This window comes from Cupriavidus sp. DF5525, assembly GCF_040149425.2.
GTDB classification, from domain to species: domain Bacteria; phylum Pseudomonadota; class Gammaproteobacteria; order Burkholderiales; family Burkholderiaceae; genus Cupriavidus; species Cupriavidus pickettii_A.
On record NZ_CP168265.1, the window covers coordinates 1,866,946 to 1,883,094 of the forward strand.

16 protein-coding genes and 2 pseudogenes are annotated in these 16,149 nt (G+C 59.9%); 4 read left to right on the forward strand and 14 right to left on the reverse strand.

Annotation, left to right across the window (positions count from 1 at the left end):
- Nucleotides 1-27 precede the first annotated feature (27 nt).
- The 5 genes from ABNX08_RS08825 to ABNX08_RS08845 all read right to left on the reverse strand — a co-directional run bounded on the left by ABNX08_RS08825 (nucleotide 28) and on the right by ABNX08_RS08845 (nucleotide 2,565).
- Nucleotides 28-399 (reverse strand): hypothetical protein, encoded by a 372-nt coding sequence (locus ABNX08_RS08825; protein WP_022534823.1) that lies wholly within the window; start codon nucleotides 397-399, stop codon nucleotides 28-30.
- 16 nt (nucleotides 400-415) lie between these two features.
- Nucleotides 416-874, reverse strand: coding sequence for a hypothetical protein (locus tag ABNX08_RS08830; RefSeq protein ID WP_022534824.1), 459 nt, complete (start codon nucleotides 872-874; stop codon nucleotides 416-418).
- Between the two features lie 491 nt (nucleotides 875-1,365).
- Complete coding sequence (locus ABNX08_RS08835; RefSeq protein ID WP_022534825.1) at nucleotides 1,366-1,797, reverse strand: DUF6691 family protein; 432 nt, start codon at nucleotides 1,795-1,797, stop codon at nucleotides 1,366-1,368.
- Between the two features lies 1 nt (nucleotide 1,798).
- Nucleotides 1,799-2,233, reverse strand: a complete 435-nt coding sequence (locus ABNX08_RS08840) for a YeeE/YedE family protein (RefSeq protein ID WP_022534826.1) — start codon at nucleotides 2,231-2,233, stop codon at nucleotides 1,799-1,801.
- Nucleotides 2,227-2,565 carry a metalloregulator ArsR/SmtB family transcription factor gene (locus tag ABNX08_RS08845; RefSeq protein WP_022534827.1) on the reverse strand — a complete coding sequence of 113 codons (339 nt, stop codon included), beginning with the start codon at nucleotides 2,563-2,565 and terminating at the stop codon, nucleotides 2,227-2,229. Before ABNX08_RS08845 ends, ABNX08_RS08840 begins: the two co-directional genes overlap by 7 nt.
- 84 nt (nucleotides 2,566-2,649) lie before the next feature.
- Between ABNX08_RS08845 and ABNX08_RS08850 the strand changes: the two genes are divergently transcribed.
- The 3 genes from ABNX08_RS08850 to ABNX08_RS08860 all read left to right on the forward strand — a co-directional run bounded on the left by ABNX08_RS08850 (nucleotide 2,650) and on the right by ABNX08_RS08860 (nucleotide 4,774).
- A complete protein-coding gene (locus ABNX08_RS08850; protein ID WP_022534828.1) occupies nucleotides 2,650-3,510 on the forward strand; it encodes an MBL fold metallo-hydrolase in 861 nt (286 codons plus the stop codon).
- 249 nt (nucleotides 3,511-3,759) lie between these two features.
- On the forward strand, nucleotides 3,760-4,260 hold the full coding sequence (locus tag ABNX08_RS08855; protein ID WP_022534829.1) for a hypothetical protein: 501 nt from the start codon (nucleotides 3,760-3,762) through the stop codon (nucleotides 4,258-4,260).
- Nucleotides 4,261-4,603: 343 nt separating this feature from the next.
- Nucleotides 4,604-4,774: a hypothetical protein gene (locus ABNX08_RS08860; protein ID WP_349605045.1), complete on the forward strand. Its 171-nt coding sequence runs from the start codon at nucleotides 4,604-4,606 to the stop codon at nucleotides 4,772-4,774.
- A 201-nt stretch (nucleotides 4,775-4,975) separates the two neighbouring features.
- Here the strand turns inward: ABNX08_RS08860 and ABNX08_RS08865 are convergent, their stop codons facing one another.
- From ABNX08_RS08865 to ABNX08_RS08905, 9 genes and pseudogenes are all read right to left on the reverse strand, one after another.
- Nucleotides 4,976-6,271, reverse strand: coding sequence for an MFS transporter (locus tag ABNX08_RS08865; protein ID WP_022534831.1), 1,296 nt, complete (start codon nucleotides 6,269-6,271; stop codon nucleotides 4,976-4,978).
- Entirely contained in the window at nucleotides 6,268-7,023 is a 756-nt protein-coding gene (locus tag ABNX08_RS08870) for an MBL fold metallo-hydrolase (RefSeq protein WP_022534832.1), read from the reverse strand. Before ABNX08_RS08870 ends, ABNX08_RS08865 begins: the two co-directional genes overlap by 4 nt.
- 180 nt (nucleotides 7,024-7,203) lie before the next feature.
- Entirely contained in the window at nucleotides 7,204-7,857 is a 654-nt protein-coding gene (locus ABNX08_RS08875) for a metalloregulator ArsR/SmtB family transcription factor (RefSeq protein ID WP_022534833.1), read from the reverse strand.
- 142 nt (nucleotides 7,858-7,999) lie between these two features.
- Nucleotides 8,000-8,232 (reverse strand): annotated as a pseudogene (locus ABNX08_RS08880) (polyphosphate kinase 2); the annotation flags it as partial.
- The gene (gene ftsH / locus ABNX08_RS08885) at nucleotides 8,219-10,159 is read right to left on the reverse strand and encodes an ATP-dependent zinc metalloprotease FtsH (protein ID WP_022534834.1); all 1,941 of its coding nucleotides are present in this window, start codon (nucleotides 10,157-10,159) and stop codon (nucleotides 8,219-8,221) included. The pseudogene ABNX08_RS08880 and the gene ftsH, both read right to left, overlap by 14 nt.
- A 144-nt stretch (nucleotides 10,160-10,303) precedes the next feature.
- Nucleotides 10,304-10,570 (reverse strand): DUF5676 family membrane protein, encoded by a 267-nt coding sequence (locus ABNX08_RS08890; protein WP_022534835.1) that lies wholly within the window; start codon nucleotides 10,568-10,570, stop codon nucleotides 10,304-10,306.
- 36 nt (nucleotides 10,571-10,606) lie between these two features.
- Nucleotides 10,607-11,272 carry an isoprenylcysteine carboxylmethyltransferase family protein gene (locus ABNX08_RS08895; RefSeq protein ID WP_349605043.1) on the reverse strand — a complete coding sequence of 222 codons (666 nt, stop codon included), beginning with the start codon at nucleotides 11,270-11,272 and terminating at the stop codon, nucleotides 10,607-10,609.
- Nucleotides 11,272-11,538, reverse strand: a complete 267-nt coding sequence (locus tag ABNX08_RS08900) for a DUF2933 domain-containing protein (protein ID WP_022534836.1) — start codon at nucleotides 11,536-11,538, stop codon at nucleotides 11,272-11,274. The genes ABNX08_RS08895 and ABNX08_RS08900 overlap by 1 nt, the downstream gene beginning before the upstream one ends.
- A gap of 564 nt (nucleotides 11,539-12,102) precedes the next feature.
- Nucleotides 12,103-14,586, reverse strand: coding sequence for a heavy metal translocating P-type ATPase (locus ABNX08_RS08905; RefSeq protein WP_022534838.1), 2,484 nt, complete (start codon nucleotides 14,584-14,586; stop codon nucleotides 12,103-12,105).
- 338 nt (nucleotides 14,587-14,924) lie between these two features.
- Here ABNX08_RS08905 and ABNX08_RS08910 point away from each other — a divergent pair.
- Nucleotides 14,925-15,917 (forward strand): annotated as a pseudogene (locus tag ABNX08_RS08910) (IS5 family transposase); the annotation flags it as partial.
- Between the last annotated feature and the right edge of the window lie 232 nt (nucleotides 15,918-16,149).

Below are 16,149 nucleotides of genomic sequence, written 5' to 3' on the forward strand. Positions count from 1 at the left end.
CGCGAGCGCGCGCCGAAGCGCGCGAGCTCACGCCAGATAGTAAAAGGCGGCAATTAGCAGCGCCCCGGAAACGACGCCTCCGAGAGCAATGACCGCGACGGCCATCGGATGCCTTTGCAGCCGGCTTGCCAGCCGTCCGAGCGCGAAACCCAAAATGACGAATGCCAGCACGTCCAGCAGGCCATGGGTGATCCAGTGATGCCCAGTGGCTGCCTTCATCCAGGCGAGTACAGTTTGCTCGTTTGTCTCCTTGAGTATCACCAGTAATGCGCTGAGCACCGAGGTGATGCCTAGCGACAACCCGAAGGATGTAGTCAGCTTGCCCAGCCTGACTTCACCTTGCTGATTTAGACGAACGCCGCTTTGCGTGGTGGCGCCCGACCAGACGGTCCCAGTCATTTCTTGCCCCTCTTAGCTATTCACCCAGCAGGCCGAGCTTAGCCCCCATCGCGACAAACGCGCCAGCACCTTCCATGGCCAGTCCCATTAAGACAATGAGCGCCGCCGAACAAAACACAAGGAAACGAGCCCCCTTGTTGGCCGCTAGATCATTCGAAGCCGCAATGGGCAGGTAGCTTGCAAGCAGTAGTAGTGGCAGGAACACGTGTTCCTTGGTCTCCATGACGAAGCTGTGTGCAAACGGCCATGGGCCAGCCAAGATCAAAGCTTTGTCGACTGCATAATGAAGGACATACCAATAGCCACCAATCAAATAGGCCGACCAGATAAGACAGGCCACGGCGATACTGGCGCTGCGGATGCGCATTGCATTACTGCTGCTGATGTTCAGCGTTTCAGCCATCACCCACACGGCAGCGAGAATAGCCAGCACTCCCACCGCGGGATGCAGCATTAGAATCAGCTCGTTTGCCATGGTGATCCTCCGTTGGTCCAGCCTTGGCGGGCCTGCGACAATCAGTGCGTTACCGCATACATCACACAGCGAGGCGGTCCGCCCGCCGCGAAGGTACTGACTTGCTATCTTGCAAAGTAGCTCAGCTGACACTCGCAAGAATGATCCAGATCAAAGGAGTGTTTGACTCTGGATCGAATACGGAAGCATCACAAGAGAGGCACAGGAACAGCGCTCTCCTGCTTTCCCGATCCCCATATGGGTGGTGGGCCCGATGCGGATCCCGGCGCCCGGTTCGACCAAAATCACCGGTGGTGAGCGTGCGCTTTAACAAAAGTCACGGGAGTGGCGGATGGTGCTTCGGGAATGAGGGCGCATATCGGTAAGGTCGCGAACGGGTCTCGTGCCAAAAGTCATCGGCACGGCGGGAAATGTGCACGACACTTTGCCGGCTGGTACACGGCTGCATGTGGGGGCGACGTACGTGGACATCGCTGCCAATGCTGGCGTGCCTACGCGCGTTGCATGCTTGATTTGGCGCGCTCCGCGACCTCGAACACGAGCATGCCAGCAACCATTGCCGCCACAAAGCCAATGGCCTTCGGATAGCCAGCGCCCAGGGCAACCAGCGCGGGACCAGGGCAGAAGCCGGCCAGACCCCAGCCGACGCCGAAAGCGGCGCTGCCCAGTACCAGCCGAAGCGTTACGGTCGTGCTTGCCGGCAGTTGCACAGGCAGCCCCAGGAAGGAGTGCTTGCGGTGTTTGGCAATGAGGAAGGCGAGCGAGCCAATGGCAATGGCACCGACCATCACCAAAGCGAGGGAGGGGTCCCAGGGTCCTGCAAGGTCAAGAAAGCCCAGCACCTTGGCCGGGTTGGCCATGCCGGAGACCATCAGGCCAATACCGAATAGCAGGCCTGCGAGGAGTGCGGTAATGGCGGTCATATCAGCCTCCAATCAGGTGCCGTTGCACGAAGACGGTCAAGAATCCCGCCACCATGAAGGTCAGGGTGGCGACCAGCGAGCGGATGGAACCGCGCGAGATGCCGCACACGCCATGGCCGCTGGTGCAGCCGCTGGCGTAGCGGGTGCCAAGGCCTACCAGGAAGCCGGCGACCAGGATTTCGCCCCAGCTTGCCTGGATATCCGCAATGGCCGGCTTGCCGAGCAGGCTCGAAATGACAGGAGCGCCAACCAGGCCGGCGAGGAAGGTCAGGCGCCAAGCCATGTCGTTGCGGGGCAGGCTGAGCAGGCCGCCGAAGATGCCGCTGATGCCGACAATGCGGCCGTTGAACAGCACCAGCACGGCGGCCGCCGCGCCGATGATGAGTCCGCCGACCAACGACAGGCCGGGGGTGAAGTTAGCTAGGTCAATCAGCATGTCGCGTCCTCTGATGTATCGGCACAGAACTGTTGATAAAGCACGGCCATGACGGCAAGCGCCTGAGGGCTTGCCACCGAATAGAAGATGTTCTTGCCGTCGCGGCGCGTCGCCACCAGACCGCTTTCACGGAGCACAGCGAGTTGCTGGGACAGCGTCGGCTGCCGGATGCCGAGCTGTTCCTCCAGTTCACCGACAGACAACTCGCCTTGGGACAGGCGGCACATCAGCAGCAGGCGGTCCGGATTGGCAAGCACCTTGAGCAAGGCGCAGGCGTTCGCTGCGGCAGCTTGCATGGTGGCGAGGTCGATGGTGGGGTGGGGCTGGTCCATAGGTCGTCTACACTTTGTTTGTTAATATTATATTGAACAATAGAATGTATGTGAATAGAATGTACTGCATCCAAGGAGGCGAGCATGCACCCAACTATCCAGCCGTTCTTCGACCCTGCGACCTGGACCGTGACGTACGTGGTCTTTCAGGAGGGGCGCTCCGAGTGCGCCATCATCGACTCAGTGCTGGACTACGACCCCAAGGCGGGACGGACATCGACGGCAAACGCTGATAAGGTCGTTGCGTTTGTGCGCGCGCATGAACTGCGAGTCGAGTGGATTCTCGAGACGCACGCGCATGCCGACCACCTGTCTGCCGCGCCGTACCTGAAGCGACACCTGGGTGGCCAGATAGCAATAGGCCAGAACATCTGCAACGTACAGGGGGTCTTCAAGAAGCTCTTCAACCTGGGGCCTGAGTTCCGGCTCGACGGGTCGCAGTTCGACCACCTGTTTGACGACGGAGCGACGTTTGCCATCGGCGGCCTGATCGGCAGGGCGATTCATGTGCCAGGACATACACCCGCCGACATGGCTTACCAGATTGGGGACGCGGTCTTTGTCGGCGATACGCTGTTCATGCCGGACGTCGGCACGGCTCGCTGCGATTTCCCGGGCGGCGACGCGCACGAGTTGTATCGCTCCATCCGCAAGCTGCTGGACCTGCCGAGCAATACACGGCTCTTCATGTGTCACGACTATCCGCCCGAGGGGCGCGAGCCTGCATGGGAAACGACGGTGCGCGCTCAGCGCGAAGGCAACATCCAAGTACATGACGGCGTGAACGAGGAACAGTTCGTGGCCATGCGCCAGGCGCGCGATGCGACGCTGGCGATGCCCACGCTGCTTCTGCCGTCGGTGCAAGTCAATATCCGAGCCGGGGAGTTGCCGCCGCCCGATGCGAATGGCGTTCGCTATCTAAAAATCCCTCTTAACGTCATCTGAGTCAGGTTAGTGACCGACCTTACCGATGAGTGGCGGATGAGAGCTGCGCCTCGATTGGCGTGGACCAGTCCGCGTTGAGGCAGGCTGTTTTCAATTGTTGTCTTGCATCAACTCTCTTCACCTGAGGAGCATTATCTTTTGGATAGGAGAAGGGACGGGCAAACGCATATGTTTGTTTGTCCTGACTTCGAATCAGTAGCCTTGAGACTGACCGTCGACTGGGGTAGAAAGGCCAATAGGAGAGGCACGATGAAGAAGGAACTCATAGGGGCAGCATTATCCGCAATCATGCTTTGCGTAACTCCTGCGCTAGCTCAACAAAGTAAGCCTGCTGCCAAGAGTGCTCCAGCGAAACAGGAGCAACCCAACGTCGCCGAGTTCGACAAGCAGGCGGCGCAGATTCAGGAAAACATGCGGAAGATGCAGGAGCAGATGGACAAGATCCGCCAAACGCAAGACCCGCAAGAGCGCCAGAAGTTGCTTCAGGAACACTGGACGGCCATGCAGAGCACGATGGGCATGATGCACGGTATGTGGGGGCCTGGGATGATGGGCGGGCACATGATGGGCGGGCACATGAGGGGCGGCCCCATGATGGGGTGGGGACAGATGGGCGGCTACTATTCGAAGCTCACTCCTGAGCAGATGAAGCAGCGGCAGTACATGACGGACCAGTACATGGGCATGCAGCAGATGATGATGAACCACATGATGATGCACCAGAACTGGATGCAGCCGCGCCAACCTTGAGGACTGCCGCCGGCGATCACCCTTGCCTTTCTGCAAAGGACTGGCCGCCAGCATCTGGCCACTGCGACAAACGGGGGCATTGTCGCTGCCCCGATTGGGTCAGAGCACTTGGCGCGACCCTGTTTCGGGTTGGCGGCGCCAGTCCGCAGGCCGAAGGCTGGCTCGCCGTGTTTGCAGGCACCCTGGTCATATCCTGCCCCTGGCAATGCTTCGGCACGGCAAGGCAATAGCCCGCGAAATTCGCTCGTGCAGGTGCCAGAGAAGAAAGCTCTCGGCCCCTGGCTTACCATTTTCGCGTTTGTGCTTCTGATGGCCGGCCGGGAGGGCGTCGAGGCGGCTACGATTGCTGCCGGTGCCGGTGCCGGTGCCGGTGCCGGTGCCGGTGCCGGTGCCGGTGCCGGTGCCGGTGCCGGTGCCGGTGCCGGTGCCGGGCATCTCGCGCTCGGTGGCGTACCTGGGCTGGCTTGCGCTGGCATCCTCGCCTAGGCTTGGAGCCGTTATGGAAAGCGGCTGAACCTATCGTTGCTTTTCCAAGTAACGGCGGTGTTCATGGTGCTATTCTCAGTACAACTTGCTATTCATGCCTTGCAAGTTTGTCGATACAGTACTGGCATGACCTGACCACCCTAGGCCCGGGCATCAATGGCAACGCTAGCGTGCTAAGCGGTCCAGACCCAGCAGTGCCGAACACGGCGGCCAGTGCGTTAAGAGGAAATTAGCCTGCTGGGTTGAGACGCGGATGCGTCTCCTCTCCCCAGTGATACAGTACAAGGCCAGACAGTCCCATCGCGATGGCGACGAACCAGAATGCACTCTCGACGCGGCCACCGAGCGCCGCAGCTGCGCCCAGGCAGAGCGCGCCGATGCCATACCCGAGGTCGCGCCAGAAGCGGTAGATGCCAATGGCGGACGCCCGCCAACTGGGGTGTGCGATGTCGGCTACCGCAGCGCTCAGATTGGGGTACAACATCGCCATGCCCAGCCCGGTCACGGCGGCCGAGGTGCTCCACCAAACCGAGCCGCTGCCTAGCGGCAGCAGGGCCACGCCAGCGCCACACACCCACATACCCCCGACATTGAGGCGCTGACGGCCTACCTTGTCCGAGAATTTACCGGTGAATAGCTGGGCGCCGCCCCAGGTAAAGCCGTAGACCCCCACTATCCAGCCAATGCCGGGCAGGCTCACTCCCTGCTGGTGTAGGTAGATGGGAAACAAGGCCCAAACCAGCGCGTCAACGAACTTCTCCACTAGCCCGGCCTGGCAGAGCGCGGCCATTCGGCGGTCGCGCCAACTCATCAGGACGAACATCTCGCTGCTCGATGGTTGCTCGCTTACGCCCGGCGGGTAGCGTGGGTGAAGCACTATCGCGGATGTGTCGGCGGTGTGGCGTTTGACCTCAGCCTGGGCCCAGGGCAGCGTCTCCATCACCACCAGCCAGGCGAGCAATGTCGCCAGCCCAATGACGGCAGCGCCGAACCACAGCAATCCTTCGCGCGGACCCAAGATGGAAGCCGCATAGCCCGTGACCACTCCTGCCACGGCGACACCCACGTAGCCAGAGAATTCGTTCAGCCCGATAACCAGGCCGCGCTGGTCGGCTCGCGTAATGTCGAGCTTGGCCGTCTGGGTCATTGACCAGGTCAGGCCCTGATTCACACCGAGCAAGGTAGTTGCCAGGACAATCCAGTTCCACGATGGCGCGAAGTAGATAAGCAGTGGAATCGGTAGCGCTACAAGCCATCCGATGAGCAGCACTCGTTTGCGGCCGATGTGCTCCGCCAGGCGACCCGCAACGAAGTTCATAGCACCCTTGACGAAGCCGAATGCCACGACGAAGGCCACCAGTAGCATGAACGACCCACGTTGCACCCCGAACTCGGTCTCGGCGAGCGCCGGTACAACGTTGCGCATCATGCCAATGGTCATGCCTACGAGCAGCACCTGCAGCAGTTGCTGCAGAATCTGGCCAAGATTGGCACGTATGCCGAAGTCAATCGAGAGCGGCTTCAATCGCGCGCACCTTCGGGCTCAATGCCACGCAGATTAACCTCTATGATGCGAGCCATGTTCTCCGGTTGCTGCGGGATGTCGGCAACCACCGCATCGACAAAGGCATCCCGCGACATTTCGAGCTTCGGGTTGAACCGTTTCTCGAACCCGATGGTCGATGCAGGCTTGCCAGAAAGGCCTGCGCCGCAGGCGCTGCCAGCTTGATGTCCAGGATAAATCTCAAGCTCGGCAGGGAGATTCAACAGCTTGCGATGCAAGCTATCGTGCAGTTGGGCGGCCATTTCGCGTTCTCTCCCGGCTAGGTCCGGCCGGCCAACGGCTCCCACGAACAGTGTGTCTCCGGTGATGACGAACCAGGGCTCGTCGCCCCGGCGCAGGTCGCGCACCAGCAGGCACACGCTGTCGGGTGTGTGGCCAGGAGTGTGCAGCACGTCGAGCAGCACATTGCCTGCCTCCAGTCGCTGCCCATCGTGCAGCGGCGTGAAGTCGAATGAAACCCGCGCCTTGTTGCTCTCATGCAGGTAGTACGGTGCACCGACCTGGCGCGCCAGCGCGAGCCCGCCAGAGTAATGGTCAGCATGCACATGAGTGTCGATGACATGGGCTATCACCACCCCCGCCTTTCTCGCCTCGGAGATGAACCAGTCCTCGTCGCCGGCCACAATGTCGACGGCAACAGCCTTGCCGACGCCGGCACATCCAAAGAAATAGGAAAGGGTGGCGTTTTCAGTGGGACGTTGGCGGAAGAACATGACTGTTTCCTGTGTCTGGACACTGGCGCCTAGTCGGCCCGCGTGTTCCGTGAGCTCATCAAGGCTGTAGCGGTGGAAACCCGCCATGGATGCGAGTGCGCCAGCCTGCCATGAGGCGTCGTCGGTGCATTCGTCGCCCTATAGAGGTGGTAGGCCAACACGACATGCGCCTTCTTTGCTCTATTCCTCTATGGGCAGCCCGTGAGCGCGCCACTCGGCCACGCCATCAGTCAGGTGGAAGGCGCGATAGCCCTTCTTGCGTAGGAGCTCGACAGCGTCCTTGGCCATCAGGCAGAAGGGGCCTCGGCAGTACGCGACGACGGGCACGTCTTTCGGCAACTCGGCAATCCGCTTCCTGAGCTCGTCGAGCGGCAGGGAACGAGCATGCGGCAAGTGGGCCGTGGCGAACTCCTCAGCTGGGCGCACATCGAGAACCAGCACTTCTCCGGCCCTAGCCTTCTTCCAGATGGCAGCACGGTCGAATCCTTCGAGGTCGTCGCCATGCTCGAGGATTGACGCCAAGGCCACCTGCAATTCCACTAGCCGCTCCTCGGCCGCTGAGCGAAGCGTTACCCAGAGGTCGGCCACGCTGGTGCTGGCCAGACGGTACTGGACGTACTTCCCATCCTTGCGGGTCTCGACGAGACGAGCCTGGCGCAGCTCCTTGAGATGAGCGCTGGCGAGCTTCACGCTGATTTCTGCCTGGGCGGCCAGAACCTCGACGGTTTTCTCACCCTGGCACATAAGTTCGATGAGCTCCAGACGTTTCGGGCTGGCTACGGCTTTCCCGATGCGCGCGACCTGCTCGTACAGGTGGTTCTTTAACTCTCTCATGTCGTCATTCTAGTGAACGTTAGAATGATTGGCAAGTTCTGTGTGGAAGGAGCTTCTCTCTGGAGGGATGTTTGCCAGCGGCAGGAGCCTACCAGACTGTCAGGGGACTGCTACCGCGCTATCGTTCTGATACGCCGACGTAGAGCAACACGACGCGCGTTTCACGCGGGCTGAGGTGTTCGACAATGCGCTTGATGGTCCCATCCTTCCCAGACGCATCCCGTCCCGCAAAAATCGCCAGAATCCGGTCGCTGCAGGAAATGAAGTGCTTCTGTAGTTTGACCAGTTCGATTTGAAGCAGGTGGAATTCTCCTCATAGGTCTCATGGGAGACGGCGCTTGCCTGGGATGGAGCCCCCTTGCTACTTGCCTTCATTTTCATGGCTCACCTTCCGCGAATCGGGCACATTGGGCGTGGCTGGGTGAGGCTTGCCGGGTGTGAGAGGGGTAACCTTCTCGGAGAGCAACAGCTCCAGCGAAGGTCGGTCTACGACCTCCTGTTCGAGCAGTAGCTTTGCCAGCGCGTCCAGCTTGTGCCGGTTTGCAAGCAATGTCTGCTTCACCCGCTGGCTGGCGTCGCCCAGAATCGTCCGCACTTCTGTATCAATGATTTGCGCAGTACTCTCGCTGTATTCTTTGCGTTGCCGGGGCATCAGTCCTGGTCCGGTAAAGAGCGGGTTCGGCATGTCCTCGTAAGCAGCAAGTCCAAGCTGCTCGCTCATGCCGAACTGCGTAATCATCTGGCGAGCCATGTCTGTTGCGCGTTGCAGGTCATTTTGCGCACCGGTCGAAACGTCTCCGTAGACAATCTGTTCGGCAATGCGACCTCCAAGCAATACATCGAGCCGGTCGAGCAGTTCGCTTTGCTTCAGGAGATAGCGGTCCTCTGTCGGGGTCTGCTGCGTGTACCCCAATGCGGCGACACCTCTGGGGATGATGGAGACCTTGGAAACTCGGTCAGCATGCGGCCGCAATTCCGCGACGATGGCATGACCCGCCTCGTGGTACGCGATGGTTTCTTTCTCCTGCTGATTCATCACGCGGCTCTTCTTCTCCAAGCCGCCTACGATGCGGTCCAGCGCCTCGTCAAAGTCTGGCATCTCTACGGCATCCTTGCCCTTGCGAGCAGCCAGCAGTGCGGCCTCGTTGACAAGGTTGGCGAGGTCGGCGCCCGCGAATCCGGGGGTGCGCCCGGCCAGCTTGGTCAGGTCGACGGTTGGGGCAAGAACGACATTTTTGACGTGTACCTTGAGAATCTGCTCGCGCCCTTTCAGGTCAGGACGGTCCAGGGCGATATGGCGGTCGAAGCGACCGGGGCGCAGTAGCGCTGGGTCCAGGATTTCGGGCCGGTTGGTGGCCGCCATAATGATGACGCCTTTGTTGGTGTCGAACCCGTCCATCTCAACCAACAACTGGTTCAGGGTCTGTTCGCGTTCATCGTTGCCGGCTACGGCGTTGAGCGCGCGCGTCTTACCCAGCGCGTCCAGTTCGTCGATGAAAATGATGCAGGGCGCCTTGGTCTCGGCCTGGTCGAACAGGTCGCGCACCCGCGCCGCCCCCACGCCAACAAACATTTCAACGAACTCCGAGCCGCTCATGGTGAAGAACGGCACGCCAGCTTCCCCGGCTACTGCCTTTGCTAACAATGTCTTGCCGGTGCCAGGAGCCCCCAGGAGCAGTACGCCCTTGGGAATCTTGCCACCCAGACGCCGATAGCGCTGCGGGTCTTTCAGGAAGTTGACGATTTCGGCTAATTCCTCCTTTGCCTCATCGATGCCGGCCACGTCGGCAAACGTCACCCCCGTTTCTTTCTGCATGTAGACCTTTGCCTTGCTCCTGCCTATTTCCATCATCCCGCCGGCGGCGCTGCCCACCCGCTTGATGAGGAAGCTCCAGACGGCAAAGAAGAGCATTGCAGGAACAATCCACGACAGCAGCGTGCCAATCCACTTGCTGTCGGCCTGGCCGACGAAGCGCACCTTGGCAGCTTCGAGGTCCTGGACCAGATTGGGGTCGTTGACCCGAAGCGTGGAGAAGGGGTGGTCTCCCTTTCCCTGGCGCAACATCTCTTCGACCTGTTGCTTGGGGAGCAGCGTCTCAATGCCAGTGGTGCTGAGCGTGCCGGTGATGGCTCCTTCTCCAAGCGTGATGTCCTTGAGCTTTCCGGCCTTGAGCAGGACCTTGAAGTCGCTGTACGGTAGCGTCTCGACATGGGATGAGAACAGGACGCTCTGAAGGATGAGCATCGCCGAGACTGCTAGGACCACATACCATAGGGAAAACTGCTGCTGACGCGGTTCCATAGAGACCTTTTAATCTTTCGGGTAAGCCAAGAAAATTCGACTGCCACCGCTATTCGAAGCCGGCCGCCGGTCTGGACAACACGAGCTCCAAAAGAGCTGTGGCGCTAAGCCTTGAAGTCATATCGGTAGTCGCCATTCTTGGTGTCAGGTCTCTCCCCGAAGGCTGTTGTGTAACCATGCAAAGAAAGCCCCGGCAGCAAAGAACCACACGGCAAACACGAAGGCCGGGTAAATGACGGACCACCAAGATATCGGTTCGCCCGTCTGAAGGCGCCGAAAATCGAGGCCGTGAAAGAGCGCGTTCATGAAATTCATGAAGGGCTCAGGAAGAACCATCCAAACGAGCGTGCATAGAACGTAGAAGAGCACGACTGTGGCAGATAGCGTCACACCAGTCTTGAAGGGCTTCATGGCAGCCTCCGTGTGCAAGGAAGATTACGGTTGAATTCAATGAGGACGCGTTCGCGGAACATCTCGGCCTGAGATGTGCGGAATGAATGCTGGTGTCTTTTGGCGATATTCCTCATAGGCCTGCCCGAACTCGGCCAGTGCGTCCTGCTCCTCTGCCTTGGCCAGCCGAACATACATCCAGACCAGGATGGGGAACATAACCAGAGTGACTATCGTCGGCCATTGCAGCAGGAAGCCGAACATAATCAGGACGAAAGCGACATACTGAGGGTGCCTCATGCGCGCATAGAGACCAGTGGTCGCGAGGCGGTGCTGCTGCTGGGCCAGGTACAGAATGCGCCAAGCGGAAGACAGCATGATGAAGCCGCCAAAAATTAGAATGTCGCTGGCGATGTGAAATGGCCCCAGGTGCGGGTTGCCGCTCCAACCGAAAATCATCTCGGGAAGATGACCGGCATCATGCGAGAGGAAGTCGATTCCCGGGAACTTCGCCGAAAGCCACGGCAGCAGGAGATAGATGGTCAGCGGAATGCCGTACATCTCCGTAAAGAGCGCCACTATAAACGCTGAGAACGCGCCAAAAGAGCGCCAGTCGCGCTGGGTCTTCGGCTTGGTGAAGCTGAAGGCGAAGATGATGAAGACAGCGGAGTTGATAATGACCAGCGACCATAGACCGTAGCTGGATTGTGTTTCGGGTTGCATCATCGCTCTCCCTTGGTGTTCGTGTCCTTTGTGGCGTCATCCGGTCCGTGACCGTGACCGTGTCCATGTCCACCGTGCATGAAGATGTGCATTAGGGGGCAGGCGGCCAGCAGGAGGAATGGCAGAATCTGAATGACGTGTGCCCGGTGTTCAGTCCATAGGAAGTAGGCAATCACCAGCAGAAAGCCAATCATGACCAGCTTGGACCTGGCCAAGGTGCGCAGTGCGTCCGCAGGCCGCTCATGACTGTTGTGGTCGTGGTTCATGTTTTCCTCCTATAAAGCGAACGCGGTATCGCCTAGCAGCAGCCGTGGTGCCGATGATGTCGGTGTATGTATCTCGCTGGATCTTGCTGAAAAATTGTTCGTGACGCTTCGGATTCAAAGTAAAACGAGAGACCCTCGAAGTTCGCTGTGATGGCGTGCGCAATATCGACCTTGTTGCCGGTGACAGGGTCGCGGATAGTGGAGCTGTACTCCTGCGTTGTGGAGAGTTTCCCGCTGTCCTGCTTGGTTCGACGGCTATTGAATCGCTGCCAGGCTATCAGGGCGATGAGGGCCGTTCCGCTAAGCAGGAGCCAAGTGAGATTCTGTCATAACCAGTTCATAGGCCCTCTCTTCAACGTTTGTCTTGGAGTTCACGCTCGACTGCGTCTCGTATATCGCGCTCGCACTGTCGCGAAAGGCGAAGACTCAACCACACCACAACGACCGGACATGACAGCAGGAATAGGCCAACCAGTATGGTGAGCGGTGTCAGCCCAAACCGGTAGACGATAGCTGCCGCGAGTAGCATTGCAAGGGCAGCGCAAATCCATGCCACCGCGTGTTTCATCTCGCCTCCGGGCTGGTAATTTTGGAGCCAAGTCGTACACGCTTTAGCAATGCGGAGTTGGCTACCACACTCAATGAGGACAGCGCCATTGCTGCTGCGGCAAAGATGGGGTTCAGGAGTCCAAATGCAGCGACAGGGATGCCGATGGTGTTGTAAATGAACGCCCAGAAGAGGTTCTGTTTGATTTTGCGCATCGTCGCGCGGGACAGCTCAATGGCGGCGACTACGTCACGCACGTCATCACGAATGAGAATGATGCTCCCAGTTTCCTTCGCGACATCCGAGCCTGAGCCGATGGCAATGCCGATGTCCGCTGCGGCAAGCGCCGGTGCGTCATTGACGCCGTCTCCCACCATGGCCACGACCTCCCCTTGCTTCTGCAATGCGTGAATAGTCTCGACCTTGTCTTCCGGCATCACCTCGGCAATGACATGCTCAATGCCAACCTGCCGGCCGATTGCCTCGGCGGTGCGGCGGTTGTCACCGCTCAGTAGCACAACCTTGATGGCGCGCGCCTTCAATGCCGCGACCGCCTCGCTCGCTTCCGGTTTCACTGTGTCAGCCACGGCCACTACGCCGAGCAGTTGTGTGCCGGCGCCGACCAACATGGCCGTCTTGCCATCGGCTTCGAGCTTCCCGAGTACGGCTTCGGCCGCATCGGTTGGGATGCCTTGGCGTGCAAAGAGACGCCGGTTGCCCAGCCAGACTTGCTGACCGTCTACAAGGCCCTGAATGCCCATGCCAGACAACGCGCTGATGCCGGCTGCCTTGGGAATGGTGAGCGCGCGATGCTGTGCGGCCCGAACGATGGCTTCGCCCAAAAGGTGCTCGGACCCGGCTTCCACAGCGGCAGCGAGGGTCAGTAAGTCTGATTCCTCTCGCCCAGAAAAGGGGATGACATCGGTCAAGGTCGGCTCTCCGCGCGTAATCGTCCCGGTCTTGTCAAAGACAACCGCGGTGAGCTTCTCGGCGCGCTCCAGCACTTCACCGCCGCGTATCAGGATGCCGTTGTCCGCTCCCTTGCCGACGCCGACCATCAGCGCCGCAGGCGTGGCGACGCCCAGCGCGCAGGGGCAGGAGATAATCAGAACAGCCACGAATGCGAGCAGTCCGTGTGGAAAATGACCGGCGACGGTCCAGCTCACTAATGCCAACAGCGCAACCGAAACAACCGCAGGTACGAAGTAGCCGGTGACCTGGTCGGCCAGTCGCTGAATCTGCGCGGTGCTGGCCTGGGCGTCCTCGACCATCCTGATAATCTGAGCGAGTGCGGTGTCCGCTCCGATTTTTGTGGCCTGGAAGGTGAAGGCGCCACTGCGGTTAAGCGTGCCGCCAATGACTGCGGCACCGGGTTTCTTTTCCACGGGCATCGACTCGCCGGTCAGCATCGATTCATCGACACTGGATTGGCCATCGATAACCTTGCCGTCAGTGGGAATCTTCTCGCCGGGGCGTACAACGACGGCTTCGCCCACCATGATGCTTTCAGCGGGGATTTCCACCTCCCTCCCATCGCGAAGCACGTGAGCGACGGCGGGGCGTAGGTCGAGCAGGCGTCGAACAGCGGCGGAGGACTTCTTCTTGATGATTTCCTCCATGTATTTCCCCAGCAGCACGAAGGCGATAATGACCGCCGACACCTCAAAGTAGACGTCTCGCTCTTCGACCTTGACGGGCAACCAAGACGGAAAGAACAGCACTACGACGCTGTAGAAGTAGGCGACGGACGTTCCCAGCGCGATGAGGAAGTCCATATTGATATTGCGCGTCCGGATGGCGTTCCACGCGCCCTTGTAGAAGCTCCAGCCGCCAATGAACTGGACCGGCGTGACGAGAAGGAATAGCCACATCCCCCACGTGAACCAAGGCAAGGCGGGAATCGGGGCCCAGGTCAGCAGCGTCGCCCCGGCTGCCAGCGCCAGGAAGGCGCCAGCCCGTAGCACCGCCAGCGCGAGCACGCCGGTGAGAGCAATGGTCACGCGCGTCTTCATGGCTTTCAACTCGCTCTCTGGCGACTCGAATGTCCGAAGGCAGTTCTCGCTGCAGAAGTAGTACTTGCGGTTGCCACGCTCGGCGGACAGGGCCCTAGCTTTGTCCACCATCATTCCGCAGATGGGGTCCTTAGCGAGTTGCTTAGCGGCGCTGGACGCCAGCGCGGGCGTTGCCGCAGAGATAGGAGCGACGCCCGGTGGGCTCGCAATGCTAGAGGGCCCAGCCGAGCTACGCTCATCAACGGGGTGAGGAATATATTTCGCCGGGTTGGCGAGGAAAGCGTGCTCACAGCGTGAGGAGCAGAACCAATACCGCTTCTGGTCGACTTCCGTGCTGGCAGCCGCCTCCCGTGGGGAAATCTCCATGCCACAGACTGGGTCACGCACCAGTTGCTGGGAGGCGGCTGGGCCCGTGGCGGCCGTTGGAACTGCCTGGGCACCGGTGACGCCGTAATTCCCCCCATGAGGGGTAGTGGACTTGGTCGGCATTCCATCCTCTCCTTGGGGCGACTAGGAGGACCTGCAGCGCATAAATTACATTTGAATTCTGGGCGACCAGTCGATTTGCTTCTTGATTTCAATCAAGCGTTCATGGGTGGTCGGGGGTGCAGTGGGTGCCGGTTGGGGGAATGAATGTCGAACGCCACATGACGCATGTGTTTGAAGGCTGCGGAAGCCGCACAGCCAGCCGATGCCGGCGCCGAGGTTGCTGTGCTCCCCATATACCGGGCCTAGCAGGCTGCTGAAGTACCTCGACCCCGAGTCAGCGCATCGACAGGTCGAAACGTTGATCTGAGAACTCAACACGATTCACTCTCCGACATCGCATGCGCCGCGCAGACACCTTCACCGAAAGCTTGTTCACCATGCGGCGGCTGGACGATTTCGTGCCCAAGTCCCATCCACTGCGCCCGATCCGCACCATGGTCAATCAGGCCTTGGCGAAGATGGATCGGCTGTTCGCGGGGATGTATGAGGCCGACATCAAGGGCGGTCGCCCGAGCATCGCGCCGGAGAAGCTGCTGCGAGCGATGTTGCTGCAGGTGCGCTACAGCATTCGGTCCGAGCGCCAACTTATGGAGCAGACGCAGTACAACCTGTTGTTTCGCTGGTTCATCGGGTTGTCGATGGACGACGCAGTCTGGGTGGCCACGGTATTCACCAAGAACCGCGCGCGTCTGATCCAACACGACGCGGTAATCGAATTCTTCAACGAGGTGCTGGCCCTTGCGCAGAAGAAGAACTGGCTGTCGGGCGAGCACTTCAGCGTGGACGGCACGCTGATACAGGCGTGGGCAGGCCACAAGAGCTTTGTCCGCAAGGATGGAAGCGACGGCGACGACGATAGCGGCAACTTCAGGGGGCACCAGCGCAGCAACGAGACGCATCAATCCAGTACCGATCCAGATGCGAAGCTTTATCGCAAAGGCAAGACTGGCAGTGAACTGCGCTACATGGGGCATACGTTGAGTGACAACCGCCACGGCCTGGTGGTCAGCGCCCTGGTGAGCACCGCTGATGGACACGCCGAGCGCGAGGCTGCCAAAGTCATGCTCAACGATGCCCGGCAGGTGACGGACAATCCGGACACCGAAATCACAGTGGGTGCAGACAAGGGCTACGACGCGCAGGAGTTTATTGAGGCCTGCCTGGAGATGAAGGTGACGCCGCATGTGGCGCAAAACACCTCGGGTCGGCGCTCGGCGGTTCCTGATGCCATTGCCCGCAGCGAGGGATATGCCATCTCGCAGCAAAAGCGCAAGCTGATCGAGCAAGGCTTCGGCTGGGTCAAGACGGTTGGGCGCATGCGCCAGGTGATGGCTTTCCGCCTGTGCAGGTAAGCACTGCTTCCTGCCTTGGTCAATGAGCTGGTCCATGGCTCGGTAGCGGTCTTCTAGCAGGCTGCTGAAGTACTCCCCGCACAAACGGTATGCCTTGATTTCACAATCCGGAAGCTACGCGCCCCTGAATCTAGTTTTTCGGCTGTTGGGCGCCCATTTCCGGCCTTCTTTTCCCGCTTACTGCAACTGCGGACGGATTTGTCCCAGCGAA